This is a genomic window from Acidovorax sp. FJL06, assembly GCF_003852545.1.
Taxonomy (GTDB): Bacteria; Pseudomonadota; Gammaproteobacteria; order Burkholderiales; family Burkholderiaceae_C; genus Acidovorax.
Genome location: NZ_QAJR01000060.1, coordinates 1 through 18,743 on the forward strand (window position 1 = coordinate 1; position 18,743 = coordinate 18,743).

13 protein-coding genes and 2 tRNA genes are annotated in these 18,743 nt (G+C 63.5%); all 15 read left to right on the forward strand.

Features of this window, described 5'->3' with window-relative positions; genetic code table 11:
* Window positions 1–32 precede the first annotated feature (32 nt).
* Window positions 33–108: transfer RNA gene (locus tag DBV10_RS22045), tRNA-Trp, on the forward strand.
* A 91-nt stretch (window positions 109–199) separates the two neighbouring features.
* Window positions 200–586 carry a preprotein translocase subunit SecE gene (gene secE, locus DBV10_RS22050; RefSeq protein ID WP_124515693.1) on the forward strand — a complete coding sequence of 129 codons (387 nt, stop codon included), beginning with the start codon at window positions 200–202 and terminating at the stop codon, window positions 584–586.
* Window positions 583–1,179 (forward strand): transcription termination/antitermination protein NusG, encoded by a 597-nt coding sequence (gene nusG / locus DBV10_RS22055; protein ID WP_063459211.1) that lies wholly within the window; start codon window positions 583–585, stop codon window positions 1,177–1,179. Before secE ends, nusG begins: the two co-directional genes overlap by 4 nt.
* 164 nt (window positions 1,180–1,343) lie before the next feature.
* Window positions 1,344–1,775, forward strand: a complete 432-nt coding sequence (gene rplK / locus DBV10_RS22060) for a 50S ribosomal protein L11 (RefSeq protein WP_056641824.1) — start codon at window positions 1,344–1,346, stop codon at window positions 1,773–1,775.
* Window position 1,776: 1 nt separating this feature from the next.
* Window positions 1,777–2,472 carry a 50S ribosomal protein L1 gene (rplA, locus tag DBV10_RS22065; protein ID WP_063459213.1) on the forward strand — a complete coding sequence of 232 codons (696 nt, stop codon included), beginning with the start codon at window positions 1,777–1,779 and terminating at the stop codon, window positions 2,470–2,472.
* A 239-nt stretch (window positions 2,473–2,711) separates the two neighbouring features.
* Window positions 2,712–3,236 carry a 50S ribosomal protein L10 gene (rplJ, locus tag DBV10_RS22070; protein WP_124515694.1) on the forward strand — a complete coding sequence of 175 codons (525 nt, stop codon included), beginning with the start codon at window positions 2,712–2,714 and terminating at the stop codon, window positions 3,234–3,236.
* A gap of 40 nt (window positions 3,237–3,276) precedes the next feature.
* Entirely contained in the window at window positions 3,277–3,654 is a 378-nt protein-coding gene (rplL, locus tag DBV10_RS22075) for a 50S ribosomal protein L7/L12 (protein ID WP_008907085.1), read from the forward strand.
* A gap of 267 nt (window positions 3,655–3,921) precedes the next feature.
* On the forward strand, window positions 3,922–8,034 hold the full coding sequence (rpoB, locus tag DBV10_RS22080) for a DNA-directed RNA polymerase subunit beta (RefSeq protein WP_124515695.1): 4,113 nt from the start codon (window positions 3,922–3,924) through the stop codon (window positions 8,032–8,034).
* A 21-nt stretch (window positions 8,035–8,055) separates the two neighbouring features.
* Complete coding sequence (rpoC, locus tag DBV10_RS22085; protein ID WP_124515696.1) at window positions 8,056–12,291, forward strand: DNA-directed RNA polymerase subunit beta'; 4,236 nt, start codon at window positions 8,056–8,058, stop codon at window positions 12,289–12,291.
* 150 nt (window positions 12,292–12,441) lie between these two features.
* Window positions 12,442–13,047, forward strand: a complete 606-nt coding sequence (locus DBV10_RS22090) for a LemA family protein (protein ID WP_124515697.1) — start codon at window positions 12,442–12,444, stop codon at window positions 13,045–13,047.
* 164 nt (window positions 13,048–13,211) lie between these two features.
* The gene (rsmB, locus tag DBV10_RS22095) at window positions 13,212–14,537 is read left to right on the forward strand and encodes a 16S rRNA (cytosine(967)-C(5))-methyltransferase RsmB (protein WP_370451209.1); all 1,326 of its coding nucleotides are present in this window, start codon (window positions 13,212–13,214) and stop codon (window positions 14,535–14,537) included.
* Between the two features lie 85 nt (window positions 14,538–14,622).
* The gene (locus DBV10_RS22100; protein WP_124515701.1) at window positions 14,623–15,162 is read left to right on the forward strand and encodes a DUF4390 domain-containing protein; all 540 of its coding nucleotides are present in this window, start codon (window positions 14,623–14,625) and stop codon (window positions 15,160–15,162) included.
* Entirely contained in the window at window positions 15,159–17,456 is a 2,298-nt protein-coding gene (locus DBV10_RS22105; RefSeq protein ID WP_124515699.1) for an ATP-binding protein, read from the forward strand. The genes DBV10_RS22100 and DBV10_RS22105 overlap by 4 nt, the downstream gene beginning before the upstream one ends.
* A gap of 45 nt (window positions 17,457–17,501) precedes the next feature.
* Complete coding sequence (locus DBV10_RS22110; RefSeq protein WP_124515700.1) at window positions 17,502–18,185, forward strand: response regulator; 684 nt, start codon at window positions 17,502–17,504, stop codon at window positions 18,183–18,185.
* Between the two features lie 52 nt (window positions 18,186–18,237).
* Window positions 18,238–18,313: transfer RNA gene (locus DBV10_RS22115), tRNA-Phe, on the forward strand.
* The last annotated feature ends 430 nt before the right edge of the window (window positions 18,314–18,743 follow it).

Here is an 18,743-nt window from a genome sequence, read left to right on the forward strand (position 1 = left end):
GCCAAGATCATTGCTTAATTAGCAAGGTATACAGGGGTATAGCTCAATTGGCAGAGCGTCGGTCTCCAAAACCGAAGGTTGTAGGTTCGATTCCTACTGCCCCTGCCACTTGAAAGTGGCCCAGAACAAGCCCGCCAGACCCTGGCGGGCTTCGGTGTCTCAAGTGATGCCGTGAATCGGAAGCAGGAAGCACTCAAAGATGGCCACATCACAGGTTGAAACTGTCAATACAGGCGCAGACAAGGCCAAGCTCGCAGCGGTGGTGGCTTTGGTCATTGCATCGGTGGCGGGCTTTTATTTGCTGGGCAAGCAAGGCGCGGTGGTCCAATGGGCTGCACTGATTGTGGGTCTGGTTGCGGCAGTAGGCGTGTTTCTGGTGTCGGAGTCGGGCCGCCAGTTTGTCGCCTTTGCCAAAGATGCATGGCGCGAAGTGAAAAAGGTCGTCTGGCCGACGCGCAAGGAAACCCTGCAGATGACGGCGTATGTGTTTGCCTTTGTGGTGATCATGGCGCTGTTCCTGTGGTTCACTGACAAGACCCTGGAGTGGGTCTTGTACGACTTGATTTTGGGTTGGAGGAAGTCATGACGACCGCTGCGGAAATCACTGGGGCAGAAGCTCCTGCAGGCGCTTCTGCTTCGGCAAACCCCGATCTGCGTTGGTACATCGTCCATGCCTATTCCGGCATGGAAAAGGCGGTGGAACGCAATATTCAGGAACGCATCAGCCGTTCGGGCATGCAAGACAAATTTGGTCGCATCCTGGTGCCGACCGAAGAAGTCGTCGAAATGAAGAATGGCCAGCGCAAGACGACGGAGCGTCGCTTGTTCCCTGGCTATGTGTTCGTCGAGATGGTCATGGACGACGACACCTGGCACTTGGTGAAGCACACCAACAAAGTGACGGGTTTTGTGGGTGGGGCGAAGAATCGCCCGGCCCCCATCTCTGAAGACGAGGTGCAGAAGATCGTCAGCCAGATGCAGGAAGGCACCGACAAGCCGCGCCACAAGATCGAATTCATGGTGGGCGAGTTGGTGCGCGTCAAGGAAGGTCCTTTCACGGACTTCAATGGCTCGGTCGAAGAGGTCAACTACGAAAAGAGCCGCGTGCGTGTCTCCGTGATGATCTTTGGTCGCTCCACACCGGTCGAATTGGAATTTGGCCAGGTCGAAAAGACCTGAGTCTTTCGCTAGGAGGCAGGGCTTTTCCTGGTCTCCTGGCATCGGAAAAATTGGATGCTGCACTTTTCGACTCGGTGCAGACATCGTGACAGCGAGTCGTTAACCCCGGGGAGCCGGTTGCCGCACGGTGTGGCACAGGCGTTATGACCCGTAAGGAGTAAAACATGGCGAAGAAAATCGTCGGTTTTATCAAGCTGCAAGTTCCAGCTGGTAAGGCCAATCCATCCCCACCCATCGGTCCCGCACTGGGCCAGCGTGGCCTCAACATCATGGAGTTCTGCAAGGCATTCAATGCCCAGACCCAAGGTGTCGAGCCCGGTCTGCCACTGCCCGTGGTCATCACGGCCTTCGCAGACAAGAGCTTCACCTTCATCATCAAGACGCCGCCAGCGACGACCCTGATCAAGAAGGCCATCAAGCTCGAAAAGGGTTCTTCGAACGCACTCAAGATCAAGGTCGGCAAGATCACGCGCGAACAGCTCGAAGAGATCGCCAAGACCAAGATGAAGGACATGAACGCTGCCAACGTCGACGCCGCTGTGCGCACGCTGGCTGGCTCTGCACGCTCGATGGGCGTGACGGTGGAGGGTTTGTAAGATGGCCAAGCTGACCAAGAAGCAAAAAGCCCTGCAAGGCAAGGTTGACAGCACCAAGCTGTACGCATTCGCCGATGCAGTCGTGATCGTGAAGGAAGCCGCTACGGCCAAGTTCGACGAATCCATCGACGTGGCCGTGCAGCTGGGCATTGATGCCAAGAAGTCGGACCAAGTGGTGCGTGGCGCCGTGGTGCTGCCCAACGGTACCGGCAAGACGACCCGCGTGGCCGTGTTCGCCCAAGGTGCCAAGGCTGAAGAAGCCAAGGCCGCTGGCGCCGACATCGTCGGCATGGACGACCTGGCTGCCATGGTCAAGGCTGGCGACATGCCTTTCGACGTGGTGATCGCTGCCCCTGACGCCATGCGCGTCGTCGGTACGCTGGGCCAGATCCTGGGCCCACGTGGCCTGATGCCTAACCCCAAGGTGGGCACCGTGACGCCTGACGTCGCTACGGCTGTGAAGAACGCCAAGGCAGGTCAAGTGCAGTTCCGCGTGGACAAAGCCGGTATCGTGCACAGCACGATTGGCCGCCGCTCGTTCGACAACGAGAAGCTGCAAGGCAACCTGGCTGCACTGATCGAAGCCCTGAACAAGGCCAAGCCAGCAACCAGCAAGGGCCTGTACCTGCGCAAGGTCGCTGTGTCCTCCACGATGGGCGTTGGCGTCCGCGTGGATACGCAATCCATCGCAGCGTAATTGCGATAAAAAATCTTCGGGCCTGTCAAAGGGCCTGATGTGGTGGGCTGGAAGTGCTGTAACAGGCACCTTCGGGCCATCCAAGACCGTTGGTGTGCAACCCGTTTGCACTTAATCCCCCCGGGGCCAACGCAGATGGCGATCCCGCTGCAGATGGAATCCGTTCCGAAACAGTTGGTCGCTGCAACAAGAGCGCGCATGAAGGTGAAAGCCCGAATGTGCAATTTAAGGAGTAGACCTTGAGTCTTAATCGCAGTGAGAAAGAAGCGGTCATCAGTGAAGTGACCAGCCTCGCCGCTAAAGCTCAAACGCTTGTGATCGCGGAATACCGTGGCATCACGGTCGCCGACATGACCAAACTGCGTGTTGATGCCCGCAGCAAGGGCGTGAGCCTGAGTGTTCTGAAGAACACCCTGGCCCGCCGTGCTGTGGCTGGCAGCCAGTTTGACGTGGTGGCGGACCAGATGACCGGTCCCCTGATCTATGGCTTCTCCGAAGACGCCGTGGCCGCCGCGAAGGTGGTGGCCGATTTCTCGAAGACCAACGACAAGCTGGTGATTCGTGGTGGCGCTTTCGGTGGTAAAGCCCTGGATGTCAACGGCGTTAAGCAACTGGCCAACATTCCTTCCAAGGAAGTTCTGCTGGCTCAGATTTGTGGCTTGCTTATGTCCCCCATGTCGCGTACGGCCGTTGTGCTGGGCGCGCTGGCGGCGAAAAAAGGCGAAGGCGCTGCCGCACCGGCCGCCGAACCTGTCGCAGCTTGATCGCTCGGCAGTTAACCAACAAAATTGTTAGGAAATCAAAATGGCATTCGATAAAGACGCATTTCTGACCGCGCTGGACAGCATGACGGTCCTGGAACTCAATGACCTGGTGAAGGCCATTGAAGAGAAGTTTGGCGTGAGCGCTGCAGCCATGGCTGCTCCTGCTGCCGCTGGTGGCGGCGCTGGCGCTGCTGCTGCTGAAGAAAAGACGGAATTCAACGTGGTGCTGACCGAAGCCGGCGCCAACAAGGTGTCCGTCATCAAGGCAGTGCGCGAAATCACCGGCCTGGGCCTCAAGGAAGCCAAGGACCTGGTGGACGGCGCTCCCAAGAACGTCAAGGAAGGCATTGCCAAGGCCGACGCCGAAGCAGCTGTCAAGAAGCTGGTGGAAGCCGGCGCCAAGGCCGAACTCAAGTAATTCGGTCCCGCTCAAGGGCTGGAGTGCTCCTCAAAGGGCCTCCAGCCTTTGGTGCTTTCAGAGCGCACCCGCAAGCGTCGTCTCCCGGTGGGGTTTGCGAGTGTCTTCTGTCAATCCCGACAGCAGAAGACGCCTTGGTTCGGGTGATGTGCAACGCATCACCGTCCGCCATGGTTGGTAGTGGCCAACCGCCAAGCCCGTAAGGACAGCGCTCCTTGCGGGTCAGTCGTCGAAGACCCAGGACTCATGTCTTTGCCCGGAGATCTCATGGCCTATTCCTACACCGAACGCAAGCGAATTCGCAAAAGTTTCGGCACCCGCGATAGCGTGCTCGAAGTTCCTTATCTGCTGCAGATGCAGAAGGATGCCTACACCGCTTTCCTGCAGGCTGATAAAGCACCCCAGAAAAGAACCATCGAAGGCCTTCAGGCTGCATTCGACGCTGCCTTCCCCATCGTCTCCCACAACGGTTTTGTGGAGATGAAGTTCATCGAGTACAACCTGGCCAAGCCGGCTTTTGACGTACGTGAATGCCAGACCCGTGGTCTGACCTTCGCCTCGGCCGTGCGCGCCAAGGTCCAGTTGATCATCTATGACCGCGAGTCTTCCACGTCGCAGTCCAAGGTGGTCAAGGAAGTGAAGGAGCAAGAGGTCTACATGGGCGAAGTGCCCCTGATGACCGACAAGGGCTCGTTCATCATCAACGGCACCGAGCGCGTGATCGTGTCCCAGCTGCACCGCTCGCCTGGCGTGTTCTTCGAGCACGACAAGGGCAAGACCCACAGCTCGGGCAAGCTGCTGTTTTCGGCACGCATCATTCCTTACCGTGGTTCCTGGCTCGACTTCGAGTTCGATCCGAAGGACATTCTGTACTTCCGCGTGGACCGTCGCCGCAAGATGCCGGTCACGATCCTGCTCAAGGCCATCGGCCTGAACCCCGAATCCATCCTGGCGAACTTCTTCGTCAATGACAACTTCCGCCTGATGGACAGCGGCGCGCAGATGGAGTTCGTCTCCGAGCGCCTGCGCGGTGAAGTGGCCCGTTTCGACATCACCGACAAGTCGGGCAAGGTCGTGGTCGCCAAGGACAAGCGCGTCACCGCGCGCCACACCCGCGAACTGGAGCAGTCTGGCACCACGCACATCAGCGTGCCCGAAGACTTCCTGATCGGCCGTGTGGTGGCCCGCAACATCGTCGATGCCGACACCGGTGAAATCATCGCCAAGGCCAACGACGAACTGACGGAAGCCCTGCTCAAGAAGCTGCGCAGCGCCGGCGTGCAGGATGTGCAGTGCATTTACACCAATGAACTCGACCAGGGCGCGTACATGTCGCAGACCCTGCGCATCGACGAAACGGTGGACGAGTTCGCTGCGCGCGTGGCCATCTACCGCATGATGCGCCCTGGCGAGCCGCCAACGGAAGACGCGGTGCAGGCCCTGTTCCAGCGCCTGTTCTACAACCCCGACACGTACGACCTGTCGCGCGTGGGCCGCATGAAGTTCAACGCCAAGATCGGCCGCGACGAATCCACCGGCCCCATGGTGCTGTCCAACGAAGACATCCTGGCCGTGGTCAAGATCCTGGTGGACCTGCGCAACGGCAACGGCGAAGTCGATGACATCGATCACCTGGGCAACCGCCGCGTGCGCTGCGTGGGCGAACTGGCCGAGAACCAGTACCGCACGGGCCTGGCGCGTATCGAAAAGGCTGTGAAGGAGCGTCTGGGCCAGGCCGAGCAAGAGCCGCTGATGCCCCATGACCTGATCAACAGCAAGCCGATTTCGGCCGCTCTGAAGGAGTTCTTCGGTGCGTCGCAGCTGTCGCAGTTCATGGACCAGACCAACCCTCTGGCTGAAATCACGCACAAGCGCCGTGTTTCCGCCCTGGGTCCGGGCGGTCTGACCCGCGAGCGCGCTGGCTTCGAAGTGCGCGACGTGCACGTGACCCACTATGGCCGCGTCTGCCCTATCGAAACGCCTGAAGGCCCGAACATCGGCCTGATCAACTCGCTGGCCCTGTACGCCCGCCTGAACGAGTACGGCTTCATCGAAACCCCCTACCGCCGTGTGGTAGATGGCAAGGTGACGAACGAGATCGACTACTTGTCGGCCATCGAAGAAGGCAAGTACGTAATCGCGCAGGCCAACGCCGTGCTCGACAAGGACGGCCGCCTGACGGGTGACCTGGTCTCTGCCCGTGAAAAGGGTGAATCCATCCTGTGCGGCGCAGACCGCGTGCAGTACATGGACGTGTCGCCCGCGCAGATCGTGTCGGTGGCGGCATCGCTGGTTCCTTTCCTGGAGCACGACGATGCGAACCGCGCGCTGATGGGCGCCAACATGTCGCGCCAGGCCGTGCCCGTGCTGCGTCCCGAGAAGCCCCTGGTGGGCACGGGCATCGAGCGCGTGGCTGCTGTGGACTCGGGCACCGTGGTCACGGCCACCCGTGGCGGTATCGTGGACTACGTGGATGCCACCCGCATCGTGGTGCGCGTGAACGACGACGAAGCCGTGGCCGGTGAAGTGGGTGTGGACATCTACAACCTCATCAAGTACCAGCGTTCCAACCAGAACACCAACATCCACCAGCGCCCCATCGTCCAGAAGGGCGACAAGCTGGTCAAGGGTGACGTGGTGGCCGACGGCGCATCGACGGACTTTGGCGAAATCGCCATCGGCCAGAACATGCTGATCGCCTTCATGCCCTGGAACGGCTACAACTTCGAAGACTCGATCCTGATCTCCGAACGCGTGGTGGCCGAAGACCGCTACACCTCGATCCACATCGAGGAACTCGTGGTCATGGCCCGCGACACGAAGCTGGGCGCCGAAGAAATCACGCGCGACATTCCGAACCTGTCGGAGCAGCAACTGAACCGCCTGGACGAGTCCGGCATCATCTACGTGGGCGCCGAAGTGCAGCCCGGTGACACGCTGGTCGGCAAGGTCACACCCAAGGGCGAGACGACCCTCACGCCCGAAGAGAAGCTCCTGCGCGCCATCTTCGGCGAGAAGGCTTCCGACGTGAAGGACACCTCGCTGCGTGTGGACCAGGGCTCGTCGGGCACCGTGATCGACGTGCAGGTGTTCACCCGCGAAGGCATCCAGCGCGACAAGCGCGCCCAGCAGATCATCGACGATGAACTCAAGCGCTTCCGCCTGGACCTGAACGACCAGCTGCGCATCGTCGAGGCCGACGCGTTCGACCGTATCGAAAAGCTGCTGACCGGCCGTGTGGCCAATGGCGGCCCGCAGAAGCTGGCCAAGGGCACCAAGCTCGACAAGGCCTACCTGGCCTCCGTCGAGAAGTTCCACTGGTTCGACATCCGCCCTGCGGAAGACGAAGTCGCCACCCAGCTCGAATCCATCAAGAACGCGCTGGAGCAGACGCGCCACAGCTTCGACCTGGCTTTTGAAGAAAAGCGCAAGAAGCTCACGCAAGGCGATGAGCTGCCCGCTGGCGTGCTCAAAATGGTCAAAGTCTACCTGGCCGTCAAGCGCCGCCTGCAGCCTGGTGACAAGATGGCCGGCCGCCACGGTAACAAGGGTGTGGTCTCCAAGATCGTTCCGGTCGAAGACATGCCCTACATGGCCGACGGCACGCCTGCCGACATCGTTCTGAACCCGCTGGGCGTGCCCTCGCGGATGAACATCGGCCAGGTGCTGGAAGTTCACCTGGGCTGGGCCGGCAAGGGTATTGGCCAGCGCATTGGCGACATGCTGCGCGAGCAGGCCAAGGCGGCCGAGCTGCGCACGTTCCTGGAAGAGGTGTACAACTCGCGTGGCCGCAAGGAAGACCTGTCCCAGCTGAGCGACGAAGACCTGATGGCCATGGCCGCCAACCTCACCACCGGTGTGCCTTATGCCACCCCCGTGTTTGATGGCGCTTCGGAAGAAGAAATCAAGGACATGCTCAAGATCGCCTACCCAGACGACATCGCCGAGCGCAAGGGCCTCACGTCCACCCGCACCCAGGCATACCTGTTCGACGGCCGCACGGGCGAGCGCTTTGAGCGCCCCACGACCATCGGCTACATGCACTACCTGAAGCTGCACCACTTGGTGGACGACAAGATGCACGCCCGCTCCACAGGTCCTTACTCGCTCGTCACGCAGCAGCCGCTGGGTGGTAAGGCGCAGTTCGGTGGCCAGCGTTTCGGGGAAATGGAAGTGTGGGCGCTGGAAGCTTACGGCGCCGCCTATGTGCTGCAGGAAATGCTGACCGTGAAGTCCGACGACGTGGTGGGCCGTACCAAGGTGTACGAATCCATCGTCAAGGGCGAACACGCCATCGAAGCCGGCATGCCGGAATCGTTCAACGTGCTGGTCAAGGAAATCCGTTCGCTGGGCCTGGACATCGAGCTGGAACGCTCCTAAGCAGAAAAGGAAAGAGTCACTATGAAATCGCTACTCGACCTGTTCAAGCAATTCACGCCGGATGAGCATTTCGATGCCATCCGCATCGGCATGGCTTCGCCCGAGAAGATCCGTTCGTGGTCTTTCGGCGAAGTGAAGAAGCCCGAGACCATCAACTACCGCACGTTCAAGCCCGAGCGTGATGGCCTGTTCTGCGCCAAGATCTTCGGCCCCATCAAGGACTACGAATGCCTGTGCGGCAAGTACAAGCGTTTGAAGCACCGCGGCGTGATCTGCGAGAAGTGCGGCGTTGAGGTCACGCAGACCAAGGTGCGCCGCGAGCGCATGGGCCACATCGATCTGGCCGCGCCTTGCGCCCACATCTGGTTCCTGAAGTCCCTGCCATCGCGCCTGGGCCTGGTGCTGGACATGACGCTGCGCGACATCGAACGCGTGCTGTACTTTGAAGCCTACGTGGTGACCGACCCCGGCATGACCCCGCTGAAGAAGTTCAGCATCATGTCCGAGGACGACTACGACGCCAAGCGCAAGGAATACGGCGACGAATTCATCGCCAAGATGGGCGCCGAAGGCATCAAGGACCTGCTGGAATCCATCGACATCGACCTGTCGATCGAACGCCTGCGTGGCGACCTGACCGGCTCCGAAGTCAAGGTCAAGAAGAACGCCAAGCGCCTGAAGGTGCTGGAAGCGTTCAAGAAGTCGGGCATCAAGCCCGAGTGGATGGTGCTCGAAGTGCTGCCCGTGCTGCCCCCGGACCTGCGTCCGCTGGTGCCGCTGGACGGCGGCCGCTTCGCCACGTCTGACCTGAACGACCTGTACCGCCGCGTCATCAACCGCAACAGCCGCCTGCGCCGCCTGCTGGAGCTGAAGGCCCCTGAAATCATCGCGCGCAACGAAAAGCGCATGCTGCAGGAAGCCGTCGACTCGCTGCTGGACAACGGCCGCCGTGGCAAGGCCATGACGGGTGCCAACAAGCGCGCCCTGAAGTCGCTCGCCGACATGATCAAGGGCAAGTCGGGCCGTTTCCGCCAGAACTTGCTGGGCAAGCGCGTGGACTACTCCGGTCGTTCCGTGATCACCGTGGGCCCAACGCTCAAGCTGCACCAGTGCGGTCTGCCCAAGCTGATGGCCCTGGAGCTGTTCAAGCCCTTCATCTTCTCGCGCCTGGAAGCCATGGGCATTGCGACGACGATCAAGGCCGCCAAGAAGGAAGTCGAATCCGGCACCCCCGTGGTGTGGGACATCCTGGAAGAGGTGATCAAAGAGCACCCCGTGATGCTGAACCGTGCGCCTACGCTGCACCGTTTGGGCATCCAGGCCTTTGAGCCCATCCTGATCGAAGGCAAGGCCATCCAGCTGCACCCCCTCGTCTGCGCGGCCTTCAACGCCGACTTCGACGGTGACCAGATGGCCGTTCACGTGCCGCTGTCGGTGGAAGCGCAGATGGAAGCCCGCACGCTGATGCTGGCCTCCAACAATGTGCTGTTCCCCGCCTCGGGTGAGCCCTCCATCGTTCCTTCGCAGGACGTGGTGCTGGGTCTGTACTACGCCACCCGTGACCGTATCAACGGCAAGGGCGAAGGCCTGGTGTTTGCCGACACCGGCGAAGTGCAGCGCGCGCTGGATGCAGGCCAGGTCGAACTGGCCGCCAAGATCACGGTGCGCATGACCGAGTGGAGCAAGAACAAGGAAACCGGCGAGTTCGTGCCATCGACCTCGCTGGTGGAAACCACCGTGGGCCGCGCGCTGCTGTCCGAGATCCTGCCCAAGGGCCTGCCGTTCTCCAACATGAACAAGGCGCTCAAGAAGAAGGAAATCTCGCGCCTGATCAACGTGTCCTTCCGCAAGTGCGGTTTGAAGGAAACGGTCGTGTTCGCCGACAAGCTGCTGCAAAACGGCTTCCGCTTGGCCACGCGAGCCGGTATCTCGATCGCCATCGACGACATGCTGGTGCCCCCGCAAAAGGCCGGCATCATCGAGCGCTCCGAGAAGGAAGTGAAGGAGATCGAACAGCAGTACGTGTCCGGTCTGGTCACCTCTGGCGAGCGCTACAACAAGGTGGTGGACATCTGGGGCAAGGCCGGCGACGAAGTGTCCAAGGTGATGATGGCCCAGCTGTCCAAGCAGAAGGTCATGGACCGCCACGGCAAGGAAGTGGACCAGGAGTCCTTCAACTCCATCTACATGATGGCCGACTCGGGCGCCCGCGGCTCTGCCGCCCAGATCCGCCAGGTGGCCGGCATGCGGGGCCTGATGGCCAAGCCCGACGGCTCGATCATCGAAACGCCCATTACCGCGAACTTCCGCGAAGGCCTGAACGTGTTGGAGTACTTCATCTCCACCCACGGTGCCCGTAAGGGGCTGGCCGACACGGCGCTGAAGACGGCCAACTCCGGCTACCTGACGCGCCGCCTGGTGGACGTGACGCAGGATCTGGTCGTGACCGAAGAGGATTGCGGCACCGCCAATGGTTCGCTGATGCGCGCCATCGTCGAAGGCGGTGAAGTGATCGAATCGCTGCGCGACCGTATTCTGGGCCGCACCGCTGCCGAAGACGTGCTGCACCCCGAAACGCGTGCCGTGCTGGTGCCTGCCGGCGTGATGCTGGAAGAAGACCTCATTGAGGAACTCGAAGGCGCTGGCGTGGACGAAGTGAAGGTGCGCACGGCGCTGACCTGCGAAACCCGCTACGGCCTGTGCGCCAAGTGCTACGGCCGCGACCTGGGCCGTGGCGGCCTGATCAACCTCGGCGAAGCCGTGGGTGTGATCGCTGCCCAGTCCATCGGCGAACCCGGTACGCAGCTGACCATGCGGACCTTCCACATCGGTGGTGCCGCTTCGCGTGCCGCCATCGCATCGAGCGTGGAAGCCAAGTCCAATGGCGTGATCGGCTTCAACGCCACGATGCGCTACGTGAGCAACACCAAGGGCGAGCTGGTGGTGATTGCACGTTCGGGTGAAATCATCATCCAGGACGAGCATGGCCGTGAGCGCGAACGCCACAAGGTGCCTTATGGCGCCACGCTGACGGTGAAGGCCGACCAGACCATCAAGGCTGGCACCATCCTCGCCAACTGGGACCCGCTGACGCGCCCCATCATCACCGAGTTCGCCGGTCAGACCAAGTTCGAGAACGTCGAAGAAGGCCTCACGGTCGCCAAGCAGGTCGATGAAGTGACCGGCCTGTCCACGCTGGTGGTGATCGACCCCAAGCGCCGCGGCGCAGCCAAGGTCGTGCGTCCCCAGGTGAAGCTGATCGACGCCCAAGGCCACGAAGTGAAGATCCCTGGCACCGACCACTCGGTGACCATCGGCTTCCAGGTCGGTGCGCTGATCCAGGTGCGCGACGGCCAGGACGTGGGCCCCGGCGAAGTGCTGGCGCGTATTCCGGTCGAAGGCCAGAAGACCCGCGACATTACCGGCGGTCTGCCCCGCGTGGCCGAGCTGTTCGAAGCCCGTACGCCGAAGGACAAGGGCACGCTGGCCGAAATGACCGGCACCGTGTCGTTCGGCAAGGAAACCAAGGGCAAGGTCCGCCTGCAGATCACCGACCCCGAAGGTCGCGTGTTCGAGGAACTCGTGCCCAAGGAAAAGAACATCCTGGTGCACGAAGGCCAGGTGGTGAACAAGGGCGAATCGATTGTGGACGGCCCGGCCGACCCGCAAGACATCCTGCGCCTCCTGGGCATCGAAGAACTGTCGCGCTACATCGTCGATGAAGTGCAGGACGTGTACCGCTTGCAGGGCGTGAAGATCAACGACAAGCACATTGAAGTGATCGTTCGCCAGATGCTGCGCCGTGTGGTGGTCGAGAACATCGGCGAGTCCAGCTACATCAGCGGTGAACAGGTCGAGCGTTCCGAGATCCTCAACACCAACGATGCACTGCAGTCCGAAGGCAAGATCCCTGCGACCTACAGCAACCTGCTGCTGGGTATCACGAAGGCATCGCTGTCCACCGACTCCTTCATCTCGGCCGCTTCCTTCCAGGAAACGACCCGCGTGCTCACCGAGGCTGCCATCATGGGCAAGCGCGACGAGCTGCGTGGCCTGAAGGAAAACGTGATCGTGGGCCGCCTGATCCCCGCCGGTACCGGCATGGCCTACCACCAGGCGCGCAAGGCCAAGGACGCGATGGACGACGCCGAGCGCCGCGCCATTGCCGAAGCGGAAGCCGCCGAGATGGCTGTGCAGTCCGACGCCTCCGAGGCTGACGGCAGCAGCGTCACCGCGACCGACGCAGCCGCTGACTAAGCCTTTCGGCCGTCACTGAAACGCTCCCGCCCTGTCCCCTGGCAGGCCGGGGGCGTTTTTCATGGAACGCCCTGGTTCTTTCTTTCCTTCTTTTTCCTATCCCTCTTCCCGGGCTGGAGCGCGTGCAACACGCGCCACCAGCAACTGTGCATGCTGTGGTCATCGCCCCTTTTCTGGATCGCTTTTGCCGTCCTCCTGTTCTGGGCCCTCGGGGCCTACAACCGCCTGATGCGGCTGCGCTCGGCGGTGGTGCAGTCGTTTGGCAGTTTCGATGCCCACATGGTGCGCCTGGTGGCGTTGCTGGGCGAGTTGGATGCTGCACTCTCCGTGCAGCCGGGGCGCCTGCTGGCGGGCGCTAGCGAGCAGGAGGTGGCGGCCTTGCAAGGGGCCACCACCCAACTGAGCGCCTCGTTGGCCGTGGCGCGCGCCCGCCCGCTCCAGCCGGATGCCGTGGCGGCCCTGGCCGCTGCGCGCGATGTGCTGCAGGCCCGCTGGCTGGCGGCCGTAGGCGCCGTGGGCACGGTGCCACCCGCCCCGGCGGTGCCAAGCGGCGGCCCCGCTCCGGAGGCGCCGCTGGAGCCCGCGGTCACGGCTCTGTCGATCTGGCAGATCCGCTGGGACGAACACCAGCTCCAGAACGCGCAGGCCATCCGCGTGTTCAACGATGCGGTGCAGCACTACAACGCGGCCATTGCGCAGTTCCCGGCCAGCCTGCTGGCCTGGGTGTTTGGCTTCAAGGCGGCGCGCGCGCTGTAGCGCGGCTGCCGAAGCCGGTTTTCAGGATCACGATGAATCCCCCTTCCTCCCATCGCACGGGCCGCCCCGGCGGTCGCAACCCTTCCCGCCCTCCGCGCCCCCGCACTGGTGGGGGCCCGGCTGGCGCGCCGTCGGGTGCCTTGCCTGGCGCCGCGACCGGTTCGATCCCGCTGTGGCAGCAGTTGGCCGCTGTTGCGGGTGCATTGCAGGCCATTCGCGGCGGCCAGTCGGGCACGGCGGCCCTCGCAGCAGTGGATGCGGGCCTGCGCCCCGGGGTGCAATCCCTGTTGTTCCTGGTGCTGCGCCAGCTGGGCCGGGCCGAGGCCCTGCGCCGCCAACTGGCCGCCCGCACGCCGCCGCCGGCTGCCGATGCCCTGCTGTGCACGGCCCTGGCGCTGGGCTGGAACCCGGACGGGGCGCCCTACGAAGCGTTCACCCTGGTCAACCAGGCGGTGGAAGCCGCCAAGCACCACCCCGCGACGCGGGCCCAGGCGTCGTTCATCAACGGCTGCCTGCGCCGCTTCCTGCGGGAGCGGGATGCGCTGGTGGCCGCCACCGACAGCGACCCGGTGGCGCGCTGGAACCACCCCGCGTGGTGGATCCAGCGGCTGCGCAAGGACCACCCCCAGCACTGGGAGCAGATCCTGCGGGCCAACAACGCCCATGCCCCCATGACGCTGCGGGTGAATCCGCAAAAATGCACGCTTGGGCAATACCAGCAAGCGCTATCAGCTATCAATTTTGAAGCGACTGCCACAGGCGCCATGGGCCTGGCTCTGCAGCACCCCGTGCCTGTGCCATCGCTGCCCGGCTTTGCCGAGGGCTGGGCGTCGGTGCAGGACGCCGCCGCCCAGATGGCGGCGCCCTTGCTGCTGCAGGGGCTGGATTTGGCGCAGCCCCTGCGGGTGCTGGACGCCTGCGCCGCGCCCGGCGGCAAAACCGCGCACCTGCTGGAAATGGCCGCCCCCGGCGCGCCGATGCACGTCACGGCGCTGGAGATTGATGCCACCCGCAGTACCCGCATTGGCGACACCCTGCAGCGCCTGGGGCTGAGCGCCCAGGTGCTGGTGGCCGACGCCGCCCGCCCGCAGGATTGGTGGCAGGCGCATTGCGGTGGCGCACTGTTCGATGCGATCTTGCTCGATGCGCCCTGCACCGCATCCGGCATCGTGCGGCGCCATCCCGATGTGCGCTGGCTGCGTCGCGAAACCGACATCGCCCAGCTCGCCGGCCTGCAGGCGCAGCTGCTGAAGGCGCTGTGGCCGCTGCTGCGCCCCGGGGGCCGCCTGCTGTATTGCACCTGCTCGGTGTTCCGCGCCGAAGGGGATGCCCAGGTGCAAACGTTTCTTGCACACAACACCGACGCGCAATTGCAGCCGTCGCCGGGCCATTTAATTCCCGGCAACGCGGACAAGGGCGGGGCTGTCCCGGACAATCTGAGCGGTGATCACGACGGATTTTTTTACGCACTGTTGCAAAAATCGCCGTAATGGACCCAGTTGGGTCCATTGGTTGCTGATTTGCACCGTTTTTTTGCTGCTGTGCGTGGGGACGGGGTTGTCGGCCCCGCGCGCGATGGCCGCCCAGGCGGCCACCGCCGAAGTGGGTGAGTTGCGCCTGGAGCGCGCCGAAGATGGCCTCTACCTCAGCGCCAACCTGCAGTTTGACCTGCCGGAGCTGGCCGAAGACGCGCTCTACAAAGGCATTCCGATGTTTTTCGTGGCCGACGCCCAGGTACTGCGCGACCGCTGGTACTGGTCTGACCGCCTGGTGGCCGAAGCCACCCGCTATTTCCGCCTGAGCTACCAGCCCCTGACCCGCCGCTGGCGCCTCAACATCTCTGCCGTGCCTTTCTCCAACAGTGGCCTGGGCGTGGTCCTGGGGCAGGGCTTTGACAGCTACGACGATGCCATGGCCTCTGTTCAGCGGTTTTCCCGCTGGAAGATTGCAGAACGTGATGTGATCGAGGCCGATGCCGTGCACACGGTCAACTTCCGCTTCCGGCTCGACATGTCCCAGCTTCCCCGTCCCTTCCAGATCGGCGCCGTGGGGCGCTCGGGCTGGAACCTGCTGGTGTCCCGCAGCCAGCGGATGGCCGCGGAGCACGCCAAGTGAGCGCCGCCGGCAACCCCCCCCCGGGCGCGCCGCCCTCCACCCACACCACCGCGCGCCAGTCGCGTGCCGTGCGCTGGGCTGTGGGGGTGGGGGCGGCCATCATGTCGGCCATCGGCATGGTGCTGCTGTTCCTGCTGACCCTGGCCACCAACAACCGGGTGCTGTACGAGCGCAACTACGCCTGGCTTTTTGGTGTGAACGTGTTTGTGGCGCTGCTGCTGCTGGGCGTGCTGGCCTGGGTGGCCGTGCGGCTGGGCATGCGCTTGCGCAGGGGCCGCTTTGGCAGCCGGCTGCTGGTCAAGCTGGCGGCCATCTTTGCGGTCGTGGGGTTGCTGCCGGGCCTGCTGATCTATGTGGTGTCCTACCAGTTCGTCACGCGGTCGATCGAAAGCTGGTTCGACGTGAAGGTGGAGGGGGCCCTGTCGGCAGGGGTCAGCCTGGCGCGCGTGTCGCTGGACTCGCTGGCCGTGGACATGGCGGCCAAGACCCGCAACGCCAGCACCCAACTGGCCCAGGTGCCCGACGCCACGGCCGGCCTGGTGCTGGAGCGCATCCGCGACCAGCTGGGGGCCACCGACGTGGTGCTCTGGAACGCGGCGGGCCAGGCCGTGGCCAGTGCCGGGCAGTCGCGCTTCAGCCTGAACCCCGAACGTCCGGGGGCGTCGCAGCTGCGCACCGTGCGCCAGCAGCGCGCCACGGCGCAGATCGAGGGGCTGGACGACATTGCCGACCCGGCCGCCGCGCAAAACGCGCGCGTGAAAGTGCTGGCGCTGGTGGCCAGCCCCAGCGTGGGGCTGCTGGTGGAGCCCCGGTACCTGCAGGCCACGCTGCCCTTGCCGCCCGCGCTGGTAGCCAATGCGATTGCGGTGCAGGAGGCCAACCGCGAGTACCAGGAGCGCGCGCTCGCGCGCGGCGGCTTGCGGCGCATGTATGTGGGCACGCTCACGCTCAGCCTGTTCCTGGCGGTGTTCGGTGCCGTGCTGCTGGCCGTGCTGCTGGGCAACCAGCTCGTGCGGCCCCTGCTGGTGCTGGCCGAAGGGGTGCGCGAGGTGGCCGCTGGCAACCTCAGCCCCAAGGCCGCGCTGCAAAGCAAGGACGAACTGGGTGGCCTCACGCGCTCGTTTGCGCTCATGACCCAGCAGCTCGCCGACGCGCGCCAGGCGGTGGAGCTGAGCATGGGCGAGGTGGACGCCGCCCGCGCCAACCTGCAGACCATTCTGGACAACCTCACGGCCGGGGTTATCGTGCTCGACGCCCAGGGGCTGATCCACTCCTCCAACCCCGGTGCCACCCGCATCCTGCGCGCGCCCATGGCAGCGTTTGAGGGCCGGCCTCTGTCGGAGGTGCCGGGCCTGGCCGAGTTCGCCGCCTCGGTCCAGCGACATTTCGACGCCTTCCTGGGCGACCACGAACGCCATGGCCTGGACCATTGGCAGCAGCCGTTTGAGCTGCACGCCTCGGCCGGTGGGGCGGGGCAGCACGCCACCAGCCTCGTGGCGCGCGGCGCCGAGCTGCCCGATTCGGCCCGGTTGTTGGTTTTTGACGACATTTCTGAAATCGTTTCCGCGCAGCGCGCCCAGGCCTGGGGCGAGGTCGCACGGCGCCTGGCGCACGAAATCAAGAACCCCCTGACCCCCATCCAGCTGTCGGCCGAGCGGCTGGAAATGAAGCTCTCGGGCAAGCTGCCCGGGCCCGAGCACGCCATCCTCGCCAAGTCCGTCAAGACCATCGTGGACCAGGTCGATGCGATGAAGCGGCTGGTCAACGAATTCCGCGACTACGCCCGCCTGCCGGCGGCCGAGCTGCAGGCGCTGGACCTCAACGCGCTGGTGGCCGACGTGCTCCATTTGTATGGCGAAGAAAACGCCACCGTCCCCGTGGAAGCCGAGCTGGACCCGCGCTGCCCCTGGATCGCCGGCGATGCGCAGCAACTGCGGCAGGTGGTGCACAACCTGCTGCAAAACGCGCAGGACGCCACCGAACAGGCCCGAGCCGACGCCGCCGAACCGGTGCTGCAACCCGTGCGCATCAGCACCCGCTGGAGCGAGTCCTCGCGGCGTGTGCGGCTCACGGTGGCGGACAGCGGCGGCGGCTTCCCGTCCCACATCCTGCAGCGCGCCTTCGAGCCCTATGTCACCACCAAACCCCGGGGCACCGGCCTGGGCTTGGCCGTGGTCAAAAAGATTGCCGATGAACACGGCGCACGCATCGACCTCTCCAACCGCACCGAAGACGGCGTGGTGCGCGGGGCCCAAGTGTCGTTATCATTCGCCCCTGTACCAGCGGTGGCGTGATAACAACACCGCCCCGCAGTCTCTCCCCAAGGCGTTTCAACACACATGGCAAACATTCTGGTGGTCGACGATGAGCTCGGCATTCGTGATCTGTTGTCGGAAATCCTGAACGACGAAGGTCACAGCGTAGACCTCGCAGAAAATGCGACCCAGGCCCGAACCGCCCGGGCCGGCAACAGCTACGACCTCGTGCTGCTGGACATCTGGATGCCCGACACGGACGGCGTCTCGCTGCTCAAGGAATGGGCGACTGCAGGCGTGCTGACCATGCCCGTGATCATGATGAGCGGCCACGCCACCATCGACACCGCTGTGGAGGCCACCCGCATCGGCGCGTTCTCGTTCCTCGAAAAACCCATCACCCTGCAAAAGCTCTTGAAGGCCGTGGAGCAAGGCCTGGCCCGCAACGCCGCCCACCAGGCCGCCCCCGTGGCCGCGGCCCAGGCCCCTGCTGCCGCGCCGGCAGACCCTGGCTTTTCGCAGTTGCCCACCGCTTCGGCGGCCCTGGCGGGTGTGGACGCCGGGCCCCACGCGCACCAGGGCTTCGACCTGGACCGTCCCCTGCGCGAGGCGCGTGATGGTTTCGAGAAGGCCTACTTCGAGTTCCACTTGGCCCGCGAAGGCGGCTCCATGACCCGCGTGGCCGAGAAGACCGGCCTGGAGCGCACCCACCTGTACCGCAAGCTGCGCCAGCTGGGCGTGGACCTGGGCCGGGGCAAGCGCAATTAATTTCCGCAAACTTCTGAAAACGCCCAATTTTCTGACTATAATTTGAGGCTCAGGCCCGGTAGCTCAGTCGGTAGAGCAGAGGATTGAAAATCCTTGTGTCGGTGGTTCGATTCCGCCCCAGGCCACCATTTATCAGAAGCCCTTGGTTCTCTACGGAGCCAGGGGCTTTTTGTTTGGCTGGTCTGATTGCCGCATCGCGCGGGGTAGCCTTGGCGAGTTGTTCGGCGCGGTTCGGCTTCGCAAGCTCGTTTAGCACCTTCTTGTTTGCCCATGCATACGCCAATGGCGAAGGTATGAGGCACGGCGCGAGCATGGTGCCAAGCGAAAATTCGCTGCACGCGCCAAGGGTTGCACCTTTATGTGGCATCGGCAGGAGCGGACTCTGACTAATTCGACGAGGCGGCCTTCGTGACCAAGGGCCATTCATTCATCTTTTTTTGAAACCCTGACAGGTTCGACGGAGACGAGCAGTTTCGTTGATCTACCGCTTTCCGTGCGACGCTTGTGCAAGGTGCGAAGTTGCGAGCGCTCTGCTCCTTGCTTGTTAGCGCCAGTGCA